A 14896-nucleotide genomic window follows, 5' to 3' on the forward strand; every position below is an offset into this window, starting at 1 on the left:
ACGGGCATCCGGCCCGCCGCATCCTAGAAACTGTATAGCGTCTTCAGTATCTTGCCGGGAAGCACCCGGCGACGGGAAGACGCGAGGAGCACCGCCCATGAGCCTGTCCGTGAGCACCGAGCCGGTCCGGATCGTCCGCCACCCCGACCGGGTCGTCGAGCTGAGACTGGACGATCCCGCGCGGGGCAACGCCCTGGACCTGAGGACGGCGGAGGCGCTGCGGGACGCGGCCGTCGAGGTGGCCGCCGACCCGGGCGGCGCGGTGCTGCTGCGGTCCGCGGGCGGCAGCTTCTGCGTGGGCGGTGACCTGCGCGCATTCGCCGGCCGGGGCGCGGAGACCGGCGCTTATGTGCGTGCCGTGGCGGGTGCCGCGCACGCCGCGATACAGGCCCTGTACGACCTCCCGGTGCCGCTGGTCACGGCGGTGCGCGGCGCGGCCGCGGGCGGCGGGGTCGGTCTCGCCCTCGTGGGGGACGTGGTCCTGGCGGCCCGGTCGGCGCGGTTCCGGCTGGCGTACACGGCGATCGGGCTCACCCCGGACTGCGGGGCCTCGTGGTTCCTGCCGCATCTGGTGGGCCCTCGCAGGGCGGCCGAGCTGATCCTCACCGATCGGGTCCTGACCGGCGACGACGCCGAGAAGTGGGCTCTGGTCTCCCGGTCCGTGGACGACGGGGAACTGGACGAGGCGGCGCACGGGACCGCGTCCGTCCTGGCCGCCGGCGCCGGTGACGCGTTGCGTGCCGCGAAGGCGCTGTTGCGCGCGGGTGACGGTGACGGACTGCGGCAGCACCTCGCCGCGGAAGCGCGGTCGATCGCCACCCTGGCGGACGGCCCGCGAGCGCAGGAGCTCATGGCGGCGTTCCTCGCCTCGCGGGGCCGTCCGAAGGCGCCCGGCGCTCGGTCCGGGGCCCTCGCGCCGGAAAGTGTTTCTTGAGTCACTCTTCACTAACCCGCCCGTCAAGGCGTAACCTCCGGGCAACACAGAACCGAGGAACCGGTCACCACAGAACCGGGGAAATGGTGTGGCGATGCAATCTGCTGCCGTGGACCTTCCGGACGCGTCCGACGAGCCCCTCACCGAGGCGGTCGTCGATCTCGTTCTGCGCGGTATGTGGCGCGGCCGGCCGGAGTCCGAGCACCGTCCGCTGGTCGACGCCGGGCTGGCGATGGCCAAGGGGCCGGTGGTGCTGCCGACCGAGCGGGCCAAGTCCCTCGCGGCGCGCGTCCTGCGGGTTGCCGCCGGTTCCGACGAGGAACGGCGCATCACCGCGGCGTACGAGGCGTTCCTGCCGGTCAACCGGAAGATCCGCGATGTGTGCACCGCGTGGCAGTGCCGCCCCGACGGCACCCCCAACGACCACTCGGACGACGTCTACGACGCCGGGGTGCGCGAGTCGCTGGAGGACGTGCACGAGGCCATCCAGCCCGTGCTGCGCAGGCTGGAGCAGGTGCTCGCGGGCAGCGACCGGTATCTGCCGGCCCTGGAGGACGCCCTCGACCGCTTCGACGACGGAGCGCCCGAATGGCTCGCCTCACCGCTGTGCGACTCCTACCACACCGTGTGGATGCGGCTGCACCAGGAACTGCTGCTCGTCCTGGGCATCAGCCGGGCCGAGGACGAGGCCCGGGAAGAGGAACTGGTCGCGAGGAGCCGGGGGTGAGCGTCACCGACCGCGAGGCGGGCCACCGCACCGCTCCACGATCGACGCCGGGGCCGCTCGCACCGTCCGGGACGGTCTCCGCAAGCCCCGGCCGGGTCCTGGTGCCCTACGGGCAGGGACGGATCCGCGGCCTCGGCGCCGACGAGCTGGGGGCGCACGGCGCGGCCATGGACCGGCTGCTGGCCCTCGGCCTGCCGGTCGTGCCGGGGCTCACGGTGCCCGCGGGCGCCGCCGCGTCGCTGTGCGAGGCCGACACCGCCGAGGCCGCCGTAGAACTGGTCGAACAGCTCTCGGGGCGGCGCGTGGGCGACCCGGCGCGGCCGCTGCTGCTGCGCCTGTCGGCGAGCGCGCCCACCGAGGTGGCCGGACTGCCGCCCGACCTGGCCTGTCTCGGCCTCTCCCCCGCCCGCGCGGACGAGCTGTCCGCTGTCATCGGTAGCGGCGACGCCCTCTACGAGGTGTGGGCCGGCACGGTGCGCATGATCGCCGAGTACGCCCTCGACGTGCCCGCCGCCGTGCTCGACGACGCCCTCCTGGACACACCCGAACCCCGAGCCCGGGTGGAGGTGCTGCTGTCCCTGGCGGCGGAGCACGGCTCCCGTCCCTTCCCCGACGACCCGGCACAGCAACTCGCGCTGGCCGCGAGCGCCCTGCTCGGCCGGTGGGACTCCCCCCGGGCACGCAGGTCCCGCCGCGCCCAGAAGCTCCCGGCCGAGCTGGCCGTCGCCCTGCACGTCCAGGCCCTGCGCATCGGCCCCGCCGACCACTCGGGCTACGGCACCGCGGTCAGCCGCGACCCCGCGACCGGGCGCTTCTCGCCCCACGGCGCCTTCTTCCGCGGAGTGCGCCGCAGCGCCCCGGCACCGCACACCGGTGAGCCGCTGGAGCGGCTCGCGGGCGGCACCGCGCTGCTCGAACACTCCCTGCTCACACTGGAACGCCATCTGCGCACCCCGGTGTCGGTCGACTTCGAGGTGCGCGACGACGAGATCTCCCTGCTCGCCGCCTCCCCGCAACCGCGCCCGCCGCTCCGCGCCTCGGTCTGCCTGGCCGCGGACCTGGCCCGGGACGGGGCCCTCAGTCACGAGGAGGCCGTCCGCCGGATCGGCCCCGCGCAGGTCCAGGAACTGCTGCACGCGCAGTTGCGGCTGACCGGCGGCGAGGAGCTGCTGGTGAAGGGGCTGCCCGCGTCCCCCGGGGCGGCGACCGGGGCGGTCGTGCTGTCCAGTGAGCGCGCCCTCGAACTGGCCGCGGACGGCACGCGGGTCGTCCTCGTCGCCGCCGAGACGAACCCGGCCGACGTCCCCGGGATGCTGGCCTCCACCGCGGTGCTGACCGCCACCGGTGGCATCGCCTCCCACGCCGCCGTGGTGGCGCGGGGCGCCGGCAAGCCCGCGGTGTGCGGCGCGGAGGGACTGCGCGTGGACCGGGCCGCCGGCACGGTGCGCTTCGGTGAGCGTGTGCTGCGCGAGGGTGACCCGGTCTCGCTGGACGGCCGTACCGGCGCCGTCTACGCGGGGACGCTGAGCGTCAGTGTCGCCGGACCGCCGCCCGAGCTGTCCACCCTGCTGGAGTGGGCGGACTCCGCGCGCCGGCTGGGTGTGCGGGTCAACGCCGACACGGCCGCCGAGGTGGAGACCGCCCTCGCCCTGGGGGCGGAGGGGGTCGGGCTGTGCCGTACGGAGCACCAGTTCCTCGGTGAGCGGCTGCCGTTGATCCGGCGGGTGCTGCTGGCCGCCGACCCGGCCGCCCGCGACGAGGCGCTGGTCGGGCTGGAGCGCGCCCAGCACGAGGACTTCCGCGCGCTGCTGGCCGCCGTGGGGGATCGTCCGGTGACCGTGCGGCTGCTGGACGCGCCGCTGCACGAGTTCCTGCCCGCACCCGGGCAGGCCCTGGACGCTGCCGAGGAGCAGCGGGCCGCCGCGCTGCGGGAGGCGAACCCGATGCTCGGGCTGCGCGGGGTGCGGCTGGCGCTGCTGCACGAAAGGCTCTACCCGGCGCAGGCCGAGGCGCTGTTCACCGCCTGGGCCGATGTCGCCGCCACCGGCGTCCGGCCGCGGCTGGAGGTGATGGTCCCGCTCGTCAGCCTGCCGGAGGAACTGGCCGCCGCGGCCGCATACGTCCGCGGTGCCGCCGACGCGGTCGCCGCCCGCACCGGAGTCGAGGTGCCGTACCGGCTCGGCACGATGATCGAGACCCCGCGGGCCGCGCTGCTGGCCGGCGAACTCGCCGAGCACGCCGAGTTCTTCTCCTTCGGCACCAACGACCTCACCCAGCTCACCTACGGGTTCTCCCGGGACGACGTCGAGCGCCAGGTGCTCGCCTCCTACCAGGACCGCGGGTTCCTCACCGCCAGCCCCTTCGCCCGGCTCGACCCGCACGGCGTCGGAGCCCTGGTCGCCCTGGCCGCCGAGCGGGCCCGGGAGGTGCGGCCCGGCATCAAGCTCGGCGTGTGCGGTGAGCACGGCGGTGACCCCGAGTCGATCGCGTTCTGCGACGGCCTCGGTCTCGATTACGTCTCCTGTTCCGCACACCGCGTCCCGGTGGCCCGGATGGCCGCCGCGCACAGCGCCCTGCGGGAACCGGGCGAGCACAGCGGGAGCACACGATGACGACGAGCACCGTGACCGACGGCACGGCCCTGTCGGACAGCGAACTGGACGACCTGCGCGAGACCGTGCGGTCGGTGTGCGCCGACGCCGGTGGCACCGCCGCGGTCCGCGGGCTGTCCGAGGAGGCCCCCGGCATCGACGCCGGGTTGTGGGACGTCCTCGGCCGGCAGGTCGGCCTCGCCGCCCTGGGTCTGCCCGGGTCGGCGGGAGGCATCGGCGGCCTCGCCGAGATCACCGCCGTCTGCGAGGAGTTGGGCCGGACCCTGGCCCCGGTGCCGCTGCTGTCCTCGACCGTGCTGGCCGGGCAGGTGCTGGCCGGCTGCGGTACGGCCGACCGGGCGCTGGCGGAGCTGGCCGAGGGCGCCGTCCATGCCCTGGCGGTGGCCTCGCCCGACGGGACCTGGCGGGCGGACGCCGTGCCGGTGGCCGTCTCCTGGCAGGGCAGCGTGCCGGTGCTGGACGGCACCGCGCCGTTCGTCCTGGACGGTGCCGACGCCGAGACGCTGGTGGTGGCCGCGGCCGGGGCCGACGGCGTGGACCTCTTCCTGGTCGACCCGCACGAGCCGGGGGTCACGGTGCGCCGGGTGCCCACGCTGGACCTCAGCCGGGGCCAGGCCGTGGTCGCCTTCTCCGGCTGCCGGGCCCGGGCGCTGACCGCCGGCGGCGAGGGGGCGGACGTCGTCTCCCGCGCCCTGGACGTGGGCCTGGTGGCGCTGGCCGCCGAGCAACTCGGCGGCGCGCAGGCCGCGTTGGACATGACGGTGGCCCATGTGCGCGACCGCACCCAGTTCGGGCGGGCGATCGGCGGCTTCCAGGCGGTCAAGCACGCGTGCGCCGACATGCTGCTCCAGGTCGAGGCCGCCCGGTCGGCGGTGGTGCGCGCGGTCCGCTCGGACGGCTCGCCCGAGGCGCTGGCCGAGGCCGCGGCGGTGGCCCAGGCCTGGTGCGGCGAGGCGTTCGTCTCGGTCGCCGCCCAGTGCGTGCACCTGCACGGTGGGATGGGCTTCACATGGGAGCACGACGCGCACCTGTACTTCCGGCGCGCGCAGTCCGACGCGGTCCTGCTGGGCGGCGCCGCACACCATCGGGAACGGCTGGCCGGTCTGCTGGGCTGGTGACGTGGAAGGCGGGACGGCATGACCACCAGACTCATCGACGAGTCGTTGTTCGAGAGCCGGGAGAACCAGGAGTACGACGACGGGGCGCCACGGCGTCTCATGGGCGCCCGCTGCTCCGGGTGCACCACGGTCGTCTTCCCCCGGCAGGACTCGTGCCCCCGGTGCTCGCACGGGGCGATGGCCGCGCATGTACTGCCGGTGAGCGGACGGGTGTGGTCGTGGACGCTCCAGGCGTTCCCGCCCAAGCCGCCCTACCGGCCGCCGGCCGGCGGGCACCAGCCGTACCACCTGGGCTATGTGGACCTCGGTGAGGTGCTGGTCGAGGCGCGTCTGGCGGTGCACCGCGAGGAGATCCGGATCGGTCTGCCGGTCCGGCTCACCACGGTGACCGCGTACCAGGACGAGGACGGGACCGAGGTCATGACCTTCGCCTTCCGCCCGGAACGGGACGACGAGCGATGAGCCGCCGCGACGACGTGTACGTGGTCGGGTGCGGGATGACGCCGTTCGGACGCGACGAGAGCGTCAGCGGAATGGACATGGCCGAGCGCGCGGTGCGCGAGGCGCTCGCCGACGCCGGTGTCACCTGGGACGCCATCGGCTTCGCGGCCGGCGGCTCCGACGTGTCCGGCAAGCCCGACACGCTGGTGGGCCGGCTGGGCCTGACCGGAGTGCCGTTCGTCAACGTGCAGAACGGCTGCGCGACCGGCGCCTCCACCGTGCTGACGGTGGCCGACGCGCTGCGCGCGGGCGAGGCCTCCCTCGGACTGGCGGTGGGCTTCGACAAGCACGAGCGCGGGGCGTTCCACGTCTCCGCCGCCCGTTACGGACTGGGCGACTGGTACGCCGAGACCGGCATGATGCTCACCACGCAGTTCTTCGCGCTGAAGACGCGGCGGTACCTGCACGAGCACGGGATCTCGGAGCGGGCGCTGGCGATGGTCGCCGCGCGGGCCTTCCGCAACGGCTCGCACCATCCCCTGGCCTGGCGGCGCAAGCCGCTGACGGAGCACGAGATCCTCGACTCGGCCGAGGTCAGCCCGCCGCTCACCCAGTACATGTTCTGCTCGCCCGGGCAGGGCGCGGCCGCGCTGGTCCTCGCGCTCGGCGACCGCGCCTTCGACCTGTGCGAACGCCCCGTCAGGCTGGCGTCGCTGGCCTTCCGTACCCGCCGCTTCGGGTCGTTCGAGGTGTTCTCGCCCTGGCTGCCGCCGGGACCGCACCGCAGCCCCAGCGTCGACGCCGCGGAGGCGGCCTTCCGTACGGCGGGGGTGCGGCCCGCGGACGTCCAGGTGGCCCAGCTCCAGGACACCGACAGCGGCTCGGAGCTGATCCACCTGGCGGAGACCGGGCTGTGCGGCCACGGCGAGCAAGAGGAACTGCTGGCCGGCGGTGCCACCGAACCCACGGGCCGGACACCGGTCAACACCGACGGCGGTTGTCTGGCCGGCGGTGAGCCCGTGGGCGCCTCCGGGCTGCGCCAGTTCCACGAGGTCGTACGACAGTTGCAGGGCCGTGCGCCCGGTCTGCAGGTGCCTGGTGCTCCCCGGGTGGGCTTCACCCATGTGTACGGGGCGCCCGGGATCAGCGCGTGCTCGGTGCTGACGGTGTGAGAGGGGGCAGCCGTGCGGAACGGTGACGTGCTAGGGAACCCCGGCGCTGTTCACCGACCCTTCCCGAGGGCGACGGGACGACGGGCGGGCTGTTCGCCGACCGCAGGCCACTGCCCTGGTGAACGGCCCGGGCCGGTGGCGCATTGCGCCTGCCTCTGCGGCTAGTCCGCCTTCTGCTCGGCGGCGACGATGCGCAGCGCCAGGGACCGGACCGCCTCCAGTACGGACCGGGAGGGCAGCTGGGACAGCGGTCCGCCCTCCGCCCGCAGGGCGGTGACGAGCATGGTCGTGCTGATCAGGGTGCGGACGGCGAGGGCCTGTGCCGCGTGCCGGGCCTTGGCGGCGCGGGGGCTGCGGGTGGTGCCCTCGGGCAGGTAGTCGTAGCCGCGCTGGATGTGCCGCTGCTCGAACTCGTCCCGGAGCACCTTGACGTTGCCGTTGGCCGAGGCGACCTGGACCTGGTAGAGCCGGGCCTCGTCCGGGTTCTTCTCCACCCACTCCCACACGGCGTCGATGACGCGCACCAGACCCTCCGCGTCACCGGGCTCGGACTCCGGCCGGGCCGCCTCCACGACCGCGTTCAGCTGGTCGAAGACCCGGCGCATGGAGAGCTCGAGCAGTTCCTCCTTGCCGTCGAAGTGGTAGTAGACGGCGGTGGGGACCACCTGGGCCTCGTCGGCGATGTCCTGGACGCTGGTCTCCGCGAAGCCGTTACGGCCGAACACCCGCACGGCGGCGGTGATGATGTGCTGCCGCCTCGAGGGTCGGTGGGCGGGCTGCTTGCCGTTCTTCGTCGTGGCCGCCATCATGCTCCCTGCCCGCCGCCGTGAACCCGCGTTCTCCGGGTCGTTCCGTACTGACAGTGTATCCAGTAACTCCGACCCTCCGTCGGCATAATTCCTGCTGCGCGTTGGCCTCCGGGACACCGCCCGACCGGCATACTTGACAGCATGACGACATCCGGAACGCGCGCAGCTCACCGCCCCTCGCGCAAGCAGTGGGTGATCGAAGCGGCGACGGAGCTGTTCGCCACCCAGCCGCCGGACGAGGTGACGGTGGCCGACATCGCGGCCCGCGCCGAGATGACCTCGGCGGCGGTGTACTACCACTTCTCCTCCAAGGACCAGGTCCTGGCGGAGACCATGCGGGCGTTCGCCGCCGCGCTGCGCGAGCAGTTGCAGACGATCACCGAGGCGCATGAGCCCGGCTCGGACATCGGCGTGGCGGTCACCGCTCTGCTGGCCTGGATGGGCGAGCACCGCTCCGCCGCCACCGTGTTCTTCGTGTCGTCGGCCGGCATGAGCCAGGACGCCGAGGCGCTGCGCCAGGAGAGCCGCACGGAGGTGCTGGACGAGCTCGTGCGGTTGATCCGCAAGGCCCACGGGTCCGTCTCCGACGCCGAGGCGGCGGTGATCGGCCTCGGTCTGCTGGCGCTGCTGGAGACCGCGGCGATCTCGCAGGTCCGGGGGGACGACGTGTACCGGTCGCTGGGGCACCGCGCGTTCGTCCGCGAGGTCGGCGAGCTCGCTGAGCGGATCGCCGAACCGGCCAGCTAGACCAGCCCCCCGGTCGGCCACGCCCCCCGTGACCGACCGGGCCGGCTCACACCAGCAGGCGAAGGGGCTTGCTCAGCAACTCCCCCAGTGTGCGCAGGAATTCGGCGGCCGGTGCCCCGTCGACGGCGCGGTGGTCGAAGGTGAGGCTCAGGGTGAGCACCCGCGTCCGCAGCGGCCTGTCGTCCGCCCACTCGACGCCGTCCCTGAGCCTGCCCACCCCGAGGATCGCGACATTGCCGGGATTGATCACGGGAGTGAAGAAGTCGACGCCGTAGCCGCCGAGCGAGGTGACCGTGAACGTCGCCCCCTCCAGCTGCGCCGGGGAGATCCGCCCGGCGCGCGCGGCCTCGGCCAGGGTCCTGGCCCGGCCGGCGATTCCGGTCAGCGACAGCGCGGCCGCGTCCTCGATCACGGGAACCATGAGGCCGCCCGGTACGGCCACCGCGAAGCCCAGGTGGATGTCGTCGAGCAGATGGATGCCGTCGTCCCGGACCGTCGCGTTGAGCAGCGGGTGCACGCAGAGGGCCAGGGCTGCGGCCTTCAGGAGGAAGTCGTTGATGCTGGGCACCGGCAGGTCGCTGCCGGCCCACTCCTCCTTGAGCCGGTCCCGCAGCGACACCACGGCGTCCATCCGGACCTCGTAGCCGTGCGTCAGCTGGGCCATCTCCTGGAGGCTGGCGTGCATCCGGCGGGCGATGGTGCCGCGCATCCCGGTGAGCGGGATGACCTCGCCGGAGCGGGCGGGGGCGTGCTCCACGGGTGCCGGGGAGCCTGCCGGAACGACTGCCTCCAGATCGGCCCGGCGGATACGGCCGCCCGGCCCGGTGCCGTTCACCTCGGAGAGGTCGATGCCCCGCTCCTTGGCCAGCTTGCGCACCAGCGGCGAGGAGGACGTGCCGCTCGGCGGGAGGGACGCGGCGAGCGCCGCCACGTACTCTTCCACGTCCTCGGAGACGATCCGGCCGCCGGGCCCGGTGCCGCGTACGACAGCGAGGTCGACGTCGGTTGCCGCGGCGACGCGTCGGGCGTTCGGGGAGGACAGCAGGCGGTCACCGACGCCGTCGACGGAAGGGGCGGCGGCCACCCCGGCCGCGGCGAGCGGGGCCGTAGACGCGCGGGTGCCGGGGACGGCAGCCGTGGGCCGGGCGGGCGTGCCCGCGTCCCCCGGTGGCTGCTCGCCCTCCGCCAGCAGCCACCCGATGAGAGCCCCGGCGGGGACGGTGGTGCCCGCCGGGACCACCGGGTGGAACAGTCCCCCGGCCTCCGCCTCGACGTCCACGTCCACCTTGTCGGTGGCCAGCCGCAGCAGCGCCTCGCCCTCCGCGACGGGGGCGCCGGTGGGCACCAGCCATTCGTCGATCGTGCCTTCCTGCATGGTCAGGCCGATCTTCGGCAGCAGAACCTCGACCGCCACGTCGGTCACGACCTTTCGAGCAGGCGCCGGCAGCCCTGGGCGATGCGGGCGCGGTCGGGCACGTACGCCTTCTCCAGGACCGGCGAGAAGGGCACGGGTGAGAAGGGAGCGCCGATGCGCAGGACCGGCGCGTCGAGGTGGTCGAAGACCTCGTCCTGGATCTGGGCGGCGATCTCCGCGCCGAGCCCGCCGAAGGTGACGGCCTCGTGCACCACGAGCACGCGGTTGGTGCGGCGGACGGAGGCGAACATCGTCTCCGTGTCCAGCGGCTGCACGGTGCGCGGGTCGATCACCTCGATCTCCACGCCCTCGGCGGCGAGTTCGTCGGCCGCCGCGAGGGCCTCGCCCACCATGCGGCCGAGCGCGATGACGGTGACGTCGGAGCCCTGGCGCGCGGTGTGCGCCTGGCCCAGGGGGATGCCGTAGATCTCCTCGGGGACCTCGCCGACGCTGCCGAGCAGGACCTTGTTGAGCATGACGACGACCGGGTTGTCGTCCCGGATGGCCGAGACGGTCAGGCCCTTGGCGGTGTACGCGTCGCACGGCATCACCACCTTGAGGCCGGGCACGTGGGCGAGCCACGCCTCCAGGCTCTGGCTGTGCTGGGCGGCGGCGCCGAGGCCCGCTCCCGAGGCGGTGGTGATGGTGAGCGGCACCGACAGGGCGCCGCCGAACATGTACTTCATCTTCGCCGCCTGGTTGACGATCTGGTCGAGGCAGACGCCGATGAAGTCCATGAACATCAGGTCGACGACCGGGCGCAGGCCCTGGGCGGCGGCGCCCACGCCGAGGCCGACCAGGGCGGCCTCGGAGATCGGGGTGTCGATCATGCGGCGGGAGCCGAACTCGTCGAGGAGGTTGTCGAACATGCGGAACACACCGCCGTACCCGGCCACGTCCTCGCCGGCGACGAAGACGTTCTCGTCCTCGCGCATGGCCTGGGCGAGTCCTTCGTTGAAGGCCTTGACGTAACTCAGCTTGCGGGCCCCGGCGTTCGGGGCGACGGCCGGTGCTTCGGAGATCGTGGTCATGGCGGTCATCCCGAGTAGACGTTGAGCAGCAGGTCGGCGGGGTCGGGCAGGGGGCTCGCCTCGGCGTACGCGATGGCGTCGGCGATCTCGTCGCGGGTGCGCCGCCACACGTCGTCCAGCTCGGCGCGGGTCGCGGTGCCGTCGGCGACCGCGCGGGCCTCGATCAGGTCGATGGGGTCGCGCGACTTCCACTCGGCGACCTCCTCGTCCGAGCGGTAGGGGTGCCTGAGGCCCTTGACGCCCTGGTGGTCGAAGAAGCGGTAGGTCTTGGCCTCGATCATCATGGGGCCCGCGCCGGCCCGGGCCCGGGCGACGGCCTCGGCGGCGGCGCGGTGGACGGCGACCGCGTCCATGCCGTCGACGATCACGCTGGGCATGCCGTAGGCGGCGGCCCGGTCGGCGACGTCGGTGAGGAGCATGTGCCCGGACTGCGGGGTGAACTCGGCGTAGCCGTTGTTCTCGCAGACGAAGATCACCGGCAGGCCCAGGATCGCGGCCATGTTGACGCCCTCGTGCCAGGCGCCGATGTTGGTGGCGCCGTCGCCGAAGAAGCTGACGGCGACGCTGTCCTCGCCCTTGTAGCGGGCGGCGAAGGCGGCGCCCACGGCGATCGGGACGCCGGCGCCGACGATGCCGTTGGCGCCGAGCATGCCGCGGCTCAGGTCGTTGATGTGCATGCTGCCGCCGCGGCCGAGGCAGGCGCCGGTGACCCGGCCGTACAGCTCGGCGTACATCGCGCGGAAGCCGACGCCCTTGGCCACGGCGTGTCCGTGGCCGCGGTGGGTGGAGGTGATCTGGTCGTCGTCGCGCAGGGCCGCCATGACGCCGGCGGCGACGGCTTCCTGGCCGACATACAGGTGCAGGAAGCCGGGCAGCTTGCCCGCCTCCATGAGCTTTCCCGCCTCGGTCTCGAACAGCCGGATGCGCACCATGCGTTCGTGCAGGTCCTTGACGACCTGTGTGCTGACCTGCGTGGTTTTCTTCGACGCCGTCGACGCTCGTTGAGCCATCGTCCGCCCCTTCGTCCGAGGGAGGTTGCCAAGCAATCGGACTTACTTGCGCCGGTCTACAGTAACCGGCTGGGGGCACCTTACTGAAGAGCGTCTCTAATTACTATGCCCAGGCTCCGGGCGGCCGCCCCGGCCGTCCACCAACTCGACGACGTTGCCCTCCGGATCGGCCCAGAAGCTGATCCGGCGACCGCCCGCGCGGACCGCGAACGGGTCCGACAGGGGCCGGGCACCGGCGGCCGACAGTGCCGCCACCACCGGGTCCAGGTCGTCGACGTGGAAGGTGAGATACGACAGGCCGGCGCGGCCCGGCGACCAGGGCGTCACAGGTCCCGGCACCGGGGCCGACCGGGGAAGGATCAACTTCACGCACCCTCCCGAGGGCACCCGCAGCCAGACCACCGCCAACGCCCCACCGAGCCCGGCTGGACCGCCAACCGACTCCGGGACCCGCGAGCGGCGCTCGACGCGACAGCCGATCACGTCGCCGTAGAAGCGCTCCATCAGTTCCAGGTCGCGCACCACCACGCCGACCTCGAACGGCAGGGTCATGACCATCGCACCCACCCCCACGGGACACCGAGCGGCAACTTCGACACTTTCTATTGACAGACCACACTAAGTCCTGTTGCAGTTTCGGACACAACCCAGCCGTCGCATCACGAAGCCGGTCACCGGCTCGCGGCTGGGAGGATTGTGAGGACATCGTGGTCCAGACCAGTTCGCCGGAGCTCCGGGAAACAGCCAGCGGGCCCGGGTCACCGGCCCCGGTTCCGGCGGCTCCCCCGACCCCCGAATACGCGTCGTGGATCAGCCAGGACCGGTCCACCGACGCGGCGGCCGTGACGATGCGCAGGGAGGCGGCCGAACTCGTCGAGCGGGTGCTGGCGCACTACCGCGCCAACACGACGCACGAGGCGGACGGCCAGTGGACGGAACCCGTCGCGAACTACCTCGACGCCGACCGCTGGCAGCGCGAGACACAGGCCGTGCACCGCAGCGTGCCGCTGCCGCTCGCCATGTCCGCCGAGCTTCCCGGCCCGAACACCTACAAGGCGATCGACGTGCTCGGCATCCCGGTGCTGATCACCCGTGACCGGCAGGGCGTCGTCCACGCGATGATCAACGCGTGCCGGCACCGAGGCGCCAGGCTCCTCGAGGCCGGCTGCGGGGTGTCGAAGCGGCTCACCTGCCCGTACCACTCCTGGTCGTACGACCTGGCCGGGGAGTTGCGGGGCGTGTACGCCGAGAAGACCTTCGGCGAGGTCCCGCGCGAAGGCCGCAGCCTGGTCAGGCTCCCGGCCGGGGAGCGCGCGGGGATCGTCTTCGTCTCCCTCGACCCGGCGGCCCAGCCCGACCTGGACGACTGGCTCGGGGACCTGCAACCCCTGCTGGAGGGGCTGCGCCTCGCGGAGTGCCACCACTACTCCACCAGCGAGCTGACCAGCCCCAACTGGAAGGTCACCCTCGACGGGTACCTGGAGACGTACCACTTCGCCTCACTGCACCCGAAGACGGTGTTCGAGACGAACCTGTCGAACATGATGGCCCACGACACCTGGGGCCCCCACCAGCGCATCGCCCCGGCCCTGCGCCCCATCGCGCGGGCGGCCGAACTGCCGCCCGAGCAGCGCGACCCCGGGGACTGCGTCGGGCCCATCTACTGGCTCTTCCCCGGCCTCGCCATCGCCGGCGGCTGGCGCCAGAAGATCGCCGTCTCCCTGGTGCTCCCCCGCACGGCGACCGAGTCGGTGACGCAGCAGATCATCCTGCTGCGCGAACCGGCGGTCACCGACGAGGAGCGCCAGGCCGCCGACCGGTTCGGCGAGTGGTTCCACGAGGTGGTCCGCGACGAGGACTACGCGACCACCTACGGAGTACAGAAGGGCCTCGAGGCCCTCGCCGGGACCGACTTCGTCTTCGGACGCAACGAGCCCGGACTCCAGCACTTCCACCGCACCATTCACCAGCACCTGGACCAAGGCGCCTCAGCAGCCGCCAGAGCCACCAGGTGACCTACCAACCAGAATCGCGGGAGAACACCATGGTGGCTACGGGCAGCCTCGACGGACGTGTCGCGGTGATCACGGGCAGCACGCGCAGCATCGGCCGCGCCATCGCCGAGGCCTTCCTGGCCGACGGCGCCACGGTCGTGGTCAGCGGCCGCAGCGAGATCAAGGGCAAGCAGGCCCTGGAGGAGATGAACGCCGGGGACCGGGCCGTCTTCCACCCCTGCGACGCGGGCCGCCAGGAGGACATCGAGGCCCTCGCCGACTTCGCCGCCGAGCGCTTCGGGCGGCTCGACATCTGGGTCAACAACGCCGGCGGCAGCTCCGGCTTCGCCCCGATCCACCAGCTCAGCGACGAGGCCTGGCACGCCGCCCTCGACATGAACGTCAACAACTACTTCTACGGCACCCGCCGGGCACTGCCGAAGATGCTGGACGGCGGCTGGGGCCGCATCATCAACATCTCGTCGGTGGAGGGCAAGCAGGCCAACAAGCCCGCGATCAGCCACTACATCACCAACAAGCACGCCATCCACGGACTGACCAAGGCGACCGCCTTCGAGTACGGCACCCAGGGCATCACCTGCAACGCCATCTGCCCCGGCGCCGTCGACACCGACCTCATGCGGGCCGCGGGTCCCGCCGCGGCGGAGGCCGAGGGCATCTCGTACGAGGAGTGGCTGGGCCGGTTCGCCGAGCACGCCGCCACCAAGAAGATCACCACCGTGGAGCAGATCGCGGCCGTCGCCTCGCTGCTGGCGAGCGACGCCGGGGCGGGTATCACCGGCACGCTGATCAGCGTCGACGGCGGAACGGCACAGTGGTAGACGGGGCACGGGCAGGCGCGGGTACGGACAGCGGGAGATCTCGGT

Annotated in this window: 14 protein-coding genes; 9 read left to right on the forward strand and 5 right to left on the reverse strand. The window is 73.0% G+C overall.

Annotated elements, in window-relative coordinates; all coding sequences use genetic code 11:
- The first annotated feature begins 97 nt into the window (after positions 1–97).
- From AC2XR2_RS00460 to AC2XR2_RS00485, 6 genes are all read left to right on the forward strand, one after another.
- A complete protein-coding gene (locus AC2XR2_RS00460; RefSeq protein ID WP_491513859.1) occupies positions 98–934 on the forward strand; it encodes an enoyl-CoA hydratase/isomerase family protein in 837 nt (278 codons plus the stop codon).
- 109 nt (positions 935–1043) lie between these two features.
- Positions 1044–1661, forward strand: coding sequence for a hypothetical protein (locus tag AC2XR2_RS00465; RefSeq protein WP_330269408.1), 618 nt, complete (start codon positions 1044–1046; stop codon positions 1659–1661).
- Complete coding sequence (locus AC2XR2_RS00470) at positions 1658–4273, forward strand: putative PEP-binding protein (protein WP_491513860.1); 2616 nt, start codon at positions 1658–1660, stop codon at positions 4271–4273. The genes AC2XR2_RS00465 and AC2XR2_RS00470 overlap by 4 nt, the downstream gene beginning before the upstream one ends.
- Positions 4270–5391 (forward strand): acyl-CoA dehydrogenase family protein, encoded by a 1122-nt coding sequence (locus tag AC2XR2_RS00475; RefSeq protein ID WP_381303072.1) that lies wholly within the window; start codon positions 4270–4272, stop codon positions 5389–5391. The genes AC2XR2_RS00470 and AC2XR2_RS00475 overlap by 4 nt, the downstream gene beginning before the upstream one ends.
- An 18-nt stretch (positions 5392–5409) precedes the next feature.
- The gene (locus AC2XR2_RS00480) at positions 5410–5853 is read left to right on the forward strand and encodes a Zn-ribbon domain-containing OB-fold protein (RefSeq protein WP_491513861.1); all 444 of its coding nucleotides are present in this window, start codon (positions 5410–5412) and stop codon (positions 5851–5853) included.
- Entirely contained in the window at positions 5850–7004 is a 1155-nt protein-coding gene (locus AC2XR2_RS00485; RefSeq protein ID WP_491513862.1) for a thiolase family protein, read from the forward strand. The genes AC2XR2_RS00480 and AC2XR2_RS00485 overlap by 4 nt, the downstream gene beginning before the upstream one ends.
- Before the next feature lie 161 nt (positions 7005–7165).
- On the opposite strand, the gene AC2XR2_RS00490 is transcribed toward AC2XR2_RS00485, so the two are convergent.
- Positions 7166–7810: a TetR/AcrR family transcriptional regulator gene (locus AC2XR2_RS00490; RefSeq protein ID WP_491513863.1), complete on the reverse strand. Its 645-nt coding sequence runs from the start codon at positions 7808–7810 to the stop codon at positions 7166–7168.
- Positions 7811–7954: 144 nt separating this feature from the next.
- Between AC2XR2_RS00490 and AC2XR2_RS00495 the strand changes: the two genes are divergently transcribed.
- On the forward strand, positions 7955–8560 hold the full coding sequence (locus tag AC2XR2_RS00495; RefSeq protein ID WP_491513864.1) for a TetR/AcrR family transcriptional regulator: 606 nt from the start codon (positions 7955–7957) through the stop codon (positions 8558–8560).
- A gap of 46 nt (positions 8561–8606) precedes the next feature.
- On the opposite strand, the gene AC2XR2_RS00500 is transcribed toward AC2XR2_RS00495, so the two are convergent.
- From AC2XR2_RS00500 to AC2XR2_RS00515, 4 genes are all read right to left on the reverse strand, one after another.
- Positions 8607–9974: a dihydrolipoamide acetyltransferase family protein gene (locus AC2XR2_RS00500; protein WP_491513865.1), complete on the reverse strand. Its 1368-nt coding sequence runs from the start codon at positions 9972–9974 to the stop codon at positions 8607–8609.
- A gap of 5 nt (positions 9975–9979) precedes the next feature.
- Complete coding sequence (locus AC2XR2_RS00505) at positions 9980–11005, reverse strand: alpha-ketoacid dehydrogenase subunit beta (protein WP_491513866.1); 1026 nt, start codon at positions 11003–11005, stop codon at positions 9980–9982.
- Between the two features lie 5 nt (positions 11006–11010).
- Positions 11011–12015 (reverse strand): thiamine pyrophosphate-dependent dehydrogenase E1 component subunit alpha, encoded by a 1005-nt coding sequence (locus tag AC2XR2_RS00510; RefSeq protein WP_491513867.1) that lies wholly within the window; start codon positions 12013–12015, stop codon positions 11011–11013.
- A gap of 96 nt (positions 12016–12111) precedes the next feature.
- Entirely contained in the window at positions 12112–12567 is a 456-nt protein-coding gene (locus tag AC2XR2_RS00515) for a VOC family protein (protein WP_381303064.1), read from the reverse strand.
- A gap of 155 nt (positions 12568–12722) precedes the next feature.
- Here AC2XR2_RS00515 and AC2XR2_RS00520 point away from each other — a divergent pair, with 155 nt between their 5' ends.
- Together AC2XR2_RS00520 and AC2XR2_RS00525 are read left to right on the forward strand one after the other, a co-directional pair.
- Entirely contained in the window at positions 12723–14030 is a 1308-nt protein-coding gene (locus tag AC2XR2_RS00520) for an aromatic ring-hydroxylating oxygenase subunit alpha (RefSeq protein ID WP_491513868.1), read from the forward strand.
- A gap of 29 nt (positions 14031–14059) precedes the next feature.
- A complete protein-coding gene (locus AC2XR2_RS00525) occupies positions 14060–14851 on the forward strand; it encodes an SDR family NAD(P)-dependent oxidoreductase (protein ID WP_381303063.1) in 792 nt (263 codons plus the stop codon).
- Positions 14852–14896 lie beyond the last annotated feature (45 nt).

The sequence above is a fragment of the Streptomyces sp. LS-MS-L19 genome (genome assembly GCF_058382285.1).